Origin of the sequence: Elstera sp., from assembly GCF_044372965.1 — a bacterium.
Lineage (GTDB): Bacteria > Pseudomonadota > Alphaproteobacteria > Elsterales > Elsteraceae > Elstera.
Genome location: NZ_JBILQX010000148.1, coordinates 1 through 9,050, shown reverse-complemented (window position 1 = coordinate 9,050; position 9,050 = coordinate 1). Strand labels below are relative to the sequence as shown.

Below are 9,050 nucleotides of genomic sequence, written 5' to 3'. Positions count from 1 at the left end.
GTTTTGCCGCTTAGTCCTTCGAAACATTAATGTCGGGCGCGTCCACGGCCTTCATACCGACGACGTGATAGCCGCTATCGACGTGATGGGTTTCGCCGGTCACGCCGCTGGAGAGGTCGGACAGCAGATACAGCGCCGAGCCACCCACGTCTTCCAGCGTGGTATTGCGTTTCAGCGGCGAATTATACTGGTTCCACTTCAGAATATAGCGGAAGTCGCCGATGCCGGAGGCGGCGAGCGTCTTCATCGGGCCGGCCGACATGGCATTGACGCGGATATTCTGCCCGCCGAGATCGACGGCGAGATAGCGGACGGAGGCTTCCAGCGCCGCTTTCGCCACGCCCATCACGTTATAATGCGGCATCACCCGTTCGGCACCGTAATAGGTGAGAGTCAGCATACTGCCGCCATCGGTCATCAGCTTCGCCGCGCGCTGGGCGACCGCAGTGAAGGAATAGACCGAGATATTCATGGTCAGCAGGAAATTATCGAGGCTGGTATCGACATATTTTCCCTTCAACTCTTCCTTATTGGAAAAGCCGATAGCGTGAACGACGAAATCGAGCTTGCCCCACACTTTTTCGAGATGGGCGAAGACGGCATCGACCGAGCCGAGGTCGCTCACGTCGCAGGGCAGAATTTCCGTCGCGCCCAGTTGCGCCGCCAGGGGCCGCACGCGCTTTTCCAGCGCTTCGCCCTGGAAGGTGAAGGCCAACTCCGCCCCATGCGCCGCGAGCGCCTGCGAAATGCCCCAGGCAATCGATTTATCGTTGGCAAGGCCCATAATCAGCCCGCGTTTACCTTGCATCAGGGGAGCAGCAGAGACCATTCACTCTTTTCCTTGTCTAAACACCGAATTTCGAGCCCGCCGGGGGCAAAAGCGCGGCGCATCCTAACGGATGACGCGCGGCGGGGCAAAGCTTGCTTGGTGAGGGGGCCTATTGGGGTTAGGGAACCATAATCAGCGGAACAGATGGCGCTTCGGGGACGGGCATGCGGACAATATCCTCAGGCAGCGGCATTTCCTCGGCTGTTTTGTAGGTGATATGGGTCAGCAGTATTTTCAGCGCGTCCGGCGGCATAGGGCGGTGGCGCGAGGTGCAGAGCCAACCTGAAAACATATTTTGCCATAGATCACCATATTTTCCCTCATTCCGCCAATAAGATCGGAATTGGCTGCAATAATTGAGCTTCCCGTCTTTCAGGTAAACACCATGAAAAATTTCATAATCCTTACCCAAGGCTTGAAAATTCTCACGCCTTACTGCGTAGAGTTTGCCAGCATTCATAAATGGCTTGAAGGGTGCATCGTCGGGTTTAAATACGCTCTTTAGCTCGGTATAATTTAAATGAAACAGGCAATAATCCTCAGTTTCAGACCAACTATACTGCCAAACGGCCATAACTGCTGCGCGACCCCGTATCACCCGCTTGGGGGCATTGCTCCAGCCCTTCAGGTAAAATCCGATTGACGCATTCGAGGGGGGCGTGTCGAATTCACCGCGATTGGGGATTCGTGGAATTTGTCTCGGCGGCGCTTTGAAGTTCTCGCGGTCGTGCTCTTCGCAGGCGGTTTGAGCATTCGGGGGAGCCGATACCGGCATTGGTGCCGGGCCACTTTGGCATCCCATCAACCCGAGACAGAGTGTAAGGGCAGTAATCCGGATCATAGCGAGCGCCTTATTGGGGGATCGGCATGGTGCCGATATCGAGCGGGGGATCGGAGGGGCCGAGCAAATGCGTAATGTGCGTTAGTATCGTTTCAAGAGCATCTTGGGGCATTGGTCGATTTTTTGATGTGCATAAAGAGCCGCTTATACTGCTTGAGGATGTGACGCTGTGTTTTTCTTCCCAGAAGGTTCGAAATATAGTGCAGTAATTATTTTTATCATTCCGAAAATAAATTAATGATATTGTTTCATAGTCTTTGTTTAAAATAGATAAAATTTTCTTATTATTAATTATGGTGACATAATCTTTGAAATAATTGTTAGCAATTTCTTCGATTGGGTAATTCATGTTTTTTCCTATTTTTAATTTTGAAAATACTCTATGATAAAGGCATTAGTCTTCGGTTTCTGACCAATTATATTCCCAAAATGTTAATTGAGTGCCGACTCCGACAACGGTGCGTTTGACTGCCGTCTCCCAACCTTCAAGATAAAAATGCAAGCGAGCTTCAGAGGGCGCAACATCGAACTCGCTGGGGTTTGTTGTCATAATCGTATCTATTCGCGGTGCGCGAAAGCGCTCGTAGTAATGCTCCTCACACGCTGTAAGCGCTTGTGCAGGCTCAGACTCAGGCTCGCAAGCGCTCAGGATCAAGACACCTGCAAGAAACACAAAGCGCAGCATCCGGCAGCCCCTCAAAAGTTGTACAACCATCGCATTTCCAGTGTGTGCGGGTCCAGAACATCTCCTTGACCGGGCAGAGCGGGGCGGAAATATGGCCCGCCGCAATTACCCCACACTTTCCTGTGTAACCTTCCCTCATTCCCTGGCGAAACAGGATCAGACCGCGCCGACGACCGGCCCTACCGCAGGAGCGTGAGATGATCCAAGATGTTTTCCGGCTGGCGCACACCACCGAGCATCCCGATGCTGTCGCGGCCTTCGAGCGCGCGACGGAGGAAGTGGCCGCCCATCGCCCCGGTGCCGGGGTGGCCTTGGCTGAGGCGCTGGCTTCCGATCCGCAGTTGGTGGCGGCCCATTGTTTGAAGGGTTTCGCGCAACTCATTCTCGCCCGTTCGGAGCTTCAGTTCGGGGCGGAGGCAGCGCTCTTGTCGGCAGAACAAGCGCTTCAAGCCAAGGGCGGCGGCTCGGAGGATGAAACCTTATTGGTCTTCGCCCTCCGCCGCGCCATTGAGGGCAAATTCCACGCGGCGGCGGATCTGCTGGAAACGATCACCGACGCGCGCCCCACGGTGTTTTTACCGCTGAAACTCAGCCACGCACTGCGCTTCATGGTTGGCGATCTCGCCGGCATGTTGAAGCGCACGGAAGCGCTGGTCGCAGCCTATGATCCGGCGCTCGATGGCTACGGCTATTTCCTCGGCTGTCACGCCTTTGGGCTCGAAGAAGCCGGGCGCTACGAGGAGGCCGAACGCACCGGGCGCGCCGCCGCGCTCGCCGAGCCGAAAGACGCTTGGGGCATTCACGCCGTTGCCCATGTGTACGAAATGCGCCATCAGCCCGCCGATGGGATTGCCTGGATCGACGACCAGCGCGCGTCGTGGACCGGCTGCAATAATTTCGCCTATCATTTGTCCTGGCACCAAGGCTTGTTCCATTTGGAACAGGGGGATTCCGACGCGGCCTTGCACCTCTATGATACGGAAATCCGCGCCCAGCCGACCGATGATTTCCGCGACATTACCAATGCCGCATCCTTGCTCTGGCGCTTGACCGAACAGGGGATTCCCGTTGGCACGCGCTGGGAAGAGTTGGCGGACCGGGCGCGGCACCGCAAGACCGATGGAACCTATATGTTTGCCGCCCTGCATCACCTGCTCTCGTTGCTGGCAACCGGCGATTTTGCCAGCGCGCGCGACTGTGTGGCGATGATCGGCGCACGGGCCGAGGGTACGGGCGATCAAGCGCGGGTGGCGGGCCAGGTGGCGCGCGATCTGGCCCAAACCCTGCTGCGGACGGCACAGGGGCAGCGTCCCCGGCTCGATTTGCCGGAACTGGCCGAACGGCTCCCGCTGTTAGGCGGTAGCCACGCCCAGCGCGACGTGTTTATGCGGGCTCTCGCCCAGAGCGCCGCCCGGCAGGGCAATCGCCGCGAAGCTGCCACCTTGCTGCGCCTGCGGGCGGAGCGGCGGCGGGTGGATCGGTTCGCCGAGCGCATGTTTCAGACCTTGGCGACAGTCCCGCCGGTCGCTACCGTACCGCAGGAGCCGCCCCGGTGGCGGCATCACGCCTGAGCTGACGGAGTCTGAATGACGGCTTCCCCCCTTTCGCCGCGTGCCCTCGTAGGGGTGCGCGTGCTCGATCTGTCACGGATCCTGGCTGGGCCGACCTGCACGCAGTTGCTGGGCGATTTGGGGGCGGAGGTCATCAAGATCGAACGCCCCGGCACGGGCGACGATACGCGCACCTGGGGGCCGCCCTTCGTAAAAGACGGCGCGGGGGATGAGACGGATTTATCGGCTTATTATCTCTGTGCCAATCGCAACAAACAGTCGGTCGCTATCGATCTTGCCACCGAGGCGGGGGCCGATCTCATCCGCCGCTTGGTTGCCAGTGCCGATGTCGTGATCGAAAATTATAAGCCGGGCGATCTGGCGCGCCGGGGCCTCGATTATGAAGCGTTGAAGCAGATTAAGCCCGATCTGATCTGGTGTTCCATTTCGGGCTTTGGGCAAACCGGCCCCTATTCCGACCGGATCGGCTATGATTTTCTCGTGCAGGCGATGGGCGGGATCATGAGCATCACCGGCCAGCCCGACGCCAAGGGCGGGGAGCCGGTTAAGGTTGGCGTTGGAATTGCCGATGTCGTTTGCGGCCTGTATGCCACCGTCGGCCTGCTCGCCGCCCTGCGCCACCGCGATACGACCGGCGAGGGGCAGATGATTGATCTCGCCCTCTACGACTCCCAGCTCTCCTGGCTCATCAATGCCGCCACCAATTATCTGGTGTCGGACCGCGTGCCGCAGCGCTTGGGCAACCGTCACCCCAATATCGCCCCCTATCAAACCTATCGTGTTGCCGATGGGTATATTGTGGTGGCGGTGGGGAACGATGAGCAGTTTCGCCGCTTTGTCGCCGAACTTGGGCTGCTCAAGCTTGCCGACGATCCGCGCTTTCGCCGCAACCGCGACCGCATTAGCGCGGTCGATGCCTTGGAAGAAGCGCTGCTCCCGGCGCTCGCGGGCGATACCGTCGCGGGCTGGTCGGCGCGGTTGGAGCGGTGCAAAGTTCCCGCCGGGCCGGTGGCGAGTGTCGCGGAAGCCCTTGACAACCCCCACACCAAGGCGCGTGAGATGGTAGTGACGCTGGACGGGCCGGGGGAAACCGGGCCGGTTCGGCTTCTGGGCAACCCGCTGAAGTTCAGCCGTACGCCTGTGGCCTACGACCGCCCGCCGCCGCATCTCGATCAAGATCGGCACGCGGTGCTCACGGGGCTTCTGGGGTTAAGCGCCGAGGAACTTCAGGATTTCACCGCGCGGGGAGCCTTCGGGTCCACCGCCCCTTCGGAGGCTTAAGATGCGCATTGCCGATTTGATCGCCCAAACTCTCGCCGCCCACGGCATCCGCCACGCTTTCGGCATGCCCGGCGGCGAAGTGGTGACGATGCTGGACGCGCTGGAGGCCGCTGGAATCGCCTTCACCCTAGCTCGGAACGAAACAGCGGCGGCGATGATGGCGGTGGGCGCGTCGGCGGTCACGGGGGCACCCGGTCTGTTGCTCACCACGCTCGGGCCGGGACTGGCCAATGCGGTGAACGGCATTGCCGACGCGCAGCAAGAACAGGTGCCGCTGCTGGTCATCTCCGGCATCGTCGAAGCCAGCGTGCGCGGGCGCTATACCCATCAGATTCTCGATCACGCCGCCCTGCTGCGCCCGCTGGTGAAAGCCAGTTTCGAAGTGGCGGCGGAGGGCGCGGCGGAAACGATTGCCCGGGCGCTTGCGCTCGCCGTTCGTGCGCCCGCCGGGCCGGTGCATATCGATCTCTCGCCGGTGCTGGCGGCGCAAGACGCGCCCGCTGCGTCCCATCCCGTCAAACCGCCGATCCGGCTGCACCCGGTTCCGGCGGGCGATGATCCCGTCTTGCGCGCGGTGGCCGATAAGATTGCCCATAGCCGCCACCCGATCATTCTCGCGGGGTTCGAGGCGGCGCGCTGCGGGGCTGCGGCGGCAGTGACGCTGCTGATGGATCAGCAGCGCATTCCGGTGATCACGACCTATAAGGCCAAGGGGTTGGTGCCCGAAGATCATCCGCTTAGCCTTGGCGGGGCGGGCCTGTCGCCGAAGGCGGATAAAGTGCTTCTGGAGTTGATCGCCAAGGCCGATTTGGTGCTGACCATCGGCTATGATCCCATCGAAATGCGCGCGGGCTGGCTCGATGCGTTTCCGGCGACGGCCCAGGTGATCGACCTCACCGCCCATCCCGCCGATCATGGGATGCACCGCGTTGACCAACAGGTCATCGGCCCGCTGCCCGGCACGATTGCCGCGCTCAACTGGGCGTTAGGGAAAAGCGCGCCGCCGCCGCACTGGGCCGCAGGGCAGGCTGTTGCCGCACGCACCGAGCTTCACGCCGCTTTCGCATCGCCCGCCGCGTGGGGGCCGCACGCCGTGTTCGCAACCTTACAAGCCGCCTTGCCGGAGAGCGCGACCGTGACCGTGGATAGTGGCGCGCATCGGATTCTATTCAGCCAGATTTGGCAGGCACAGCGACCGCTCTCGGTCTTGCAGTCGGCGGGTTTTTGTACGATGGGCGCGGCCTTGCCGCTGGCGATTGGCGCGGCGCGCGCCGGGGTGCCGGGGCCGGTGGTGGCCATCATGGGCGACGGCGGCCTGGAAATGACCTTGGGCGAGCTTGGCACCCTGCGCGATGCCGGGCTAAAGGTGATCGTGCTGGTGGTGCAAGACGTGAGCCTGGCTCTGATCGCGCTCAAGCAAGCTCAAGCCGGTCTCGCGCCTGCCGGGGTTGCGATGGGACGTACCGATTATGCAGCTCTGGCGAAGGCCTTCGGCGGAGCGGGCGAGACGGTCGAGAGTGTCGGGGCGCTCGGGGCCGCGCTGGAGCGGGCGCTTGCGGCGGACGGTTTTAGCCTGATCGCGGCGGCGGTCGATGCCGAGGCCTATCGCGGCGCGTTCTAAGGTGCGCGCCCTTCTGCTGGCGGGAGTGCTGCTGGCGTCTCCTTCGCTGGCAGGGGGGCGCATCACCGCCGAGAGCCTCGACAGTCCTCGCCTGGGGCGGGCGCTGCCCTACCAACTTTATGTGCCGCAGACCGTGCAAGGGCGTTTGCCGGTGCTCTATCTCTATCACGGCCTGCGCGGCGACGAGACCGATTGGCCGACCGGCGGCGGAATTGCCGAGATTCTGGACACCGCGATAAAAGCCAAGGTGATTCCGCCGCTGTTTGCGGTGATGCCCGGCGTCGGCAATAGCTGGTATGTGGATAGCGAGGCGTTCGGGCCGATTGCGACGACCCTCTCCGATGATCTACTTCCGGCAATCGATGCTAGGCTGCCCACGCAAGCATGCCGGACGGGCCGGGCGGTGGCGGGCCTGTCGATGGGCGGGCTCGGGGCCGTTTTGCAGGGGCTTCGCCACCCCGACCGCTATGGCACGATTATCAGCCTCTCGGGTAGCCTGTTTGACCCGGTGCCGCCGAATGCCGATTCATCGGTTTTGGCGCGGTTTCGCATGTTCGGGGCGGTGTTCGGTCAACCGATGGAGCCCGCGCGCTATAACGCCGCCAATGCATTTCTGACCTTGGCGGGCTTGCCCGCGTCGGGTTCGCGCCCAGACCTTTGGTTTGCGGCGGGGGACGATGACTATCCCTCAATTTTGGTCGGCAGCGCTAAGCTGCATATCGAAGCGCAACGCTTGGGGTTGGCCTCGGAGTTGCGCGTGATCGACGGGGGGCATTCTTGGGGTACGTGGCGGCAGGGGCTAACCGAAGCGCTCGCCTGGCTTGGCCCCCACCTGAAACCCTGCGCCGGTTAGGTTTTTTTCGCGCCCCACGGGGCCGATTTATACCAACTCATCAGCCGGGCGATGCCATAGAGGGATAAGAAGCCGCCGAGGTTGATGATAATCTGCCCCATCAGCCCATCGCCGACTTCCAGAATGATCAGCCCGGCGATATTGGCGGCGATCATCCCGCCGACGAAGACCGAAAGCCCCTGTTGGCCCAAGCGCTCAAAAGGGCGTAGTAGCCGCGCGCGCGCAATCTCGGGCTTTGCCAACAGCAACCCGTGCAGCAGATAGGCGGTGGCAAGGAAATGGGCGAGGCGGAAGGGATCGACGTTGGTTTTATCAAGCTGCGCGCCCAAACCGTGCCAGAGCGGTGCATCGCCCAGGCCGAAGCCATCCGGCAGAACCCGGTAGATCACGCCGACCGCGACTATGCCCCAGGCCAGGATCGTCAGTACGAACGAGCGGGGCGGCACGGGCAACCACCCGCGCTTAAAGCCAAAACCGAGGAAGAAGATCACCTGCCACGCGAACGGGTTCAGCAACCAGTGCCGCCCGGTCGAACTATCGGCGATGGGATCCAGGCCAAAGGCAGCATTGGCGAGGTAGAGGGCGAGGGAGGCCAGCAGCGGCAACCGCCGATCCAGCTTTTCCAGCAGCATCATGGCGGGCACCATCGCCAGCAGCACGATATAGACCGGCATGATATCGAGCGAGGCGGGCACCCAATGCAGCCAAAAAGCTTCGGAAATCGCCTGGGCGGGGCTTGCCAGCAGATGCCCAACGCCTAACGCCCCGACGAGGTCGCGCCCCGTCAGAATCCCACCCTGATAGGCAACGCCGATGATGGCGAACAGCAAGAACAGATGGGCGACGGTCAGTTGGGCGCAGCGGTAGGCAATCCGCCCAGCCCCGGTCCAAAACCCATGCCGCAGAAACGTGCCGCCGAAGGCAATCGCCGAGGCGATGCCGGAGATGAACACGAAGCTATCGGTGGCATCGCTCAGGCCAAAGCGGGCCGGAATCACGCTCCACAGCCAATTGCTGGGCACATGGGCGATGAAGATAATGAATAGGGCAATCCCGCGCACGACATCCAACCGGGGGTCGCGTGTGCGTTTGGGAATCGCCAGTGCCGCCGGGGACACCTGGGCTTTTTCGGGCGCGAGGGCCAAGCTTTCAAGCGCGACGGACACGGGGAAGCCCTCCTTAGCCAGCAGAAGCGAGGCGTTTTGCGCGGACCAATGTCCACAGAGCAATCAGATCGTCCCGACGCAGGACGGCAATAAAAAGCCCCAACACCCATACCGCGCAGGCTTTCTTAAACAAATCCGCCCCATCATTGTACGGGTCAATCCCCAGCGGGCTGACGACATGAAAGAAAATCGCGCCGGTCATA

Annotated in this window: 10 protein-coding genes; 4 read left to right on the top strand and 6 right to left on the bottom strand. The window is 61.4% G+C overall.

What is annotated here, in order from left to right; all coding sequences use genetic code 11:
• Positions 1–10: 10 nt before the first annotated feature.
• From fabI to ACIQ36_RS15470, 4 genes are all read right to left on the bottom strand, one after another.
• The gene (gene fabI / locus ACIQ36_RS15485) at positions 11–829 is read right to left on the bottom strand and encodes an enoyl-ACP reductase FabI (RefSeq protein ID WP_395830928.1); all 819 of its coding nucleotides are present in this window, start codon (positions 827–829) and stop codon (positions 11–13) included.
• 118 nt (positions 830–947) lie between these two features.
• Positions 948–1,670 (bottom strand): hypothetical protein, encoded by a 723-nt coding sequence (locus tag ACIQ36_RS15480; RefSeq protein WP_395830926.1) that lies wholly within the window; start codon positions 1,668–1,670, stop codon positions 948–950.
• 10 nt (positions 1,671–1,680) lie between these two features.
• The gene (locus ACIQ36_RS15475) at positions 1,681–2,019 is read right to left on the bottom strand and encodes a hypothetical protein (protein WP_395830924.1); all 339 of its coding nucleotides are present in this window, start codon (positions 2,017–2,019) and stop codon (positions 1,681–1,683) included.
• A gap of 45 nt (positions 2,020–2,064) precedes the next feature.
• Positions 2,065–2,355 (bottom strand): hypothetical protein, encoded by a 291-nt coding sequence (locus ACIQ36_RS15470; protein ID WP_395830921.1) that lies wholly within the window; start codon positions 2,353–2,355, stop codon positions 2,065–2,067.
• Between the two features lie 197 nt (positions 2,356–2,552).
• Between ACIQ36_RS15470 and ACIQ36_RS15465 the strand changes: the two genes are divergently transcribed.
• The 4 genes from ACIQ36_RS15465 to ACIQ36_RS15450 are packed head-to-tail and all read left to right on the top strand — an operon-like array spanning position 2,553 to position 7,681.
• Positions 2,553–3,926, top strand: a complete 1,374-nt coding sequence (locus ACIQ36_RS15465; RefSeq protein WP_395830919.1) for a hypothetical protein — start codon at positions 2,553–2,555, stop codon at positions 3,924–3,926.
• A gap of 15 nt (positions 3,927–3,941) precedes the next feature.
• Positions 3,942–5,207, top strand: a complete 1,266-nt coding sequence (locus ACIQ36_RS15460; protein ID WP_395830917.1) for a CaiB/BaiF CoA transferase family protein — start codon at positions 3,942–3,944, stop codon at positions 5,205–5,207.
• A 1-nt stretch (position 5,208) separates the two neighbouring features.
• Positions 5,209–6,828: a thiamine pyrophosphate-binding protein gene (locus ACIQ36_RS15455; protein WP_395830915.1), complete on the top strand. Its 1,620-nt coding sequence runs from the start codon at positions 5,209–5,211 to the stop codon at positions 6,826–6,828.
• Positions 6,800–7,681, top strand: a complete 882-nt coding sequence (locus ACIQ36_RS15450; RefSeq protein ID WP_395830913.1) for an alpha/beta hydrolase — start codon at positions 6,800–6,802, stop codon at positions 7,679–7,681. Before ACIQ36_RS15455 ends, ACIQ36_RS15450 begins: the two co-directional genes overlap by 29 nt.
• On the opposite strand, the gene ACIQ36_RS15445 is transcribed toward ACIQ36_RS15450, so the two are convergent.
• Positions 7,678–8,847, bottom strand: a complete 1,170-nt coding sequence (locus ACIQ36_RS15445) for an OpgC family protein (protein WP_395830911.1) — start codon at positions 8,845–8,847, stop codon at positions 7,678–7,680. The two genes, ACIQ36_RS15450 and ACIQ36_RS15445, sit on opposite strands and share 4 nt — an antisense overlap.
• Positions 8,848–8,860: 13 nt before the next feature.
• A partial coding sequence (locus ACIQ36_RS15440) for a hypothetical protein (RefSeq protein ID WP_395830909.1) occupies positions 8,861–9,050 on the bottom strand: 190 nt, incomplete at its 5' end.

Excerpts from the sequence above, each read along its gene's own strand:
- fabI (WP_395830928.1), bottom strand. The coding sequence starts at position 829 with ATGGTCTCTGCTGCTCCCCTGATGCAAGGTAAACGCGGGCTGATTATG.
- ACIQ36_RS15480 (WP_395830926.1), bottom strand. The coding sequence starts at position 1,670 with ATGATCCGGATTACTGCCCTTACACTCTGTCTCGGGTTGATGGGATGC.
- ACIQ36_RS15475 (WP_395830924.1), bottom strand. The coding sequence starts at position 2,019 with ATGAATTACCCAATCGAAGAAATTGCTAACAATTATTTCAAAGATTAT.
- ACIQ36_RS15470 (WP_395830921.1), bottom strand. The coding sequence starts at position 2,355 with ATGCTGCGCTTTGTGTTTCTTGCAGGTGTCTTGATCCTGAGCGCTTGC.
- ACIQ36_RS15465 (WP_395830919.1), top strand. The coding sequence starts at position 2,553 with ATGATCCAAGATGTTTTCCGGCTGGCGCACACCACCGAGCATCCCGAT.
- ACIQ36_RS15460 (WP_395830917.1), top strand. The coding sequence starts at position 3,942 with ATGACGGCTTCCCCCCTTTCGCCGCGTGCCCTCGTAGGGGTGCGCGTG.
- ACIQ36_RS15455 (WP_395830915.1), top strand. The coding sequence starts at position 5,209 with ATGCGCATTGCCGATTTGATCGCCCAAACTCTCGCCGCCCACGGCATC.
- ACIQ36_RS15450 (WP_395830913.1), top strand. The coding sequence starts at position 6,800 with ATGCCGAGGCCTATCGCGGCGCGTTCTAAGGTGCGCGCCCTTCTGCTG.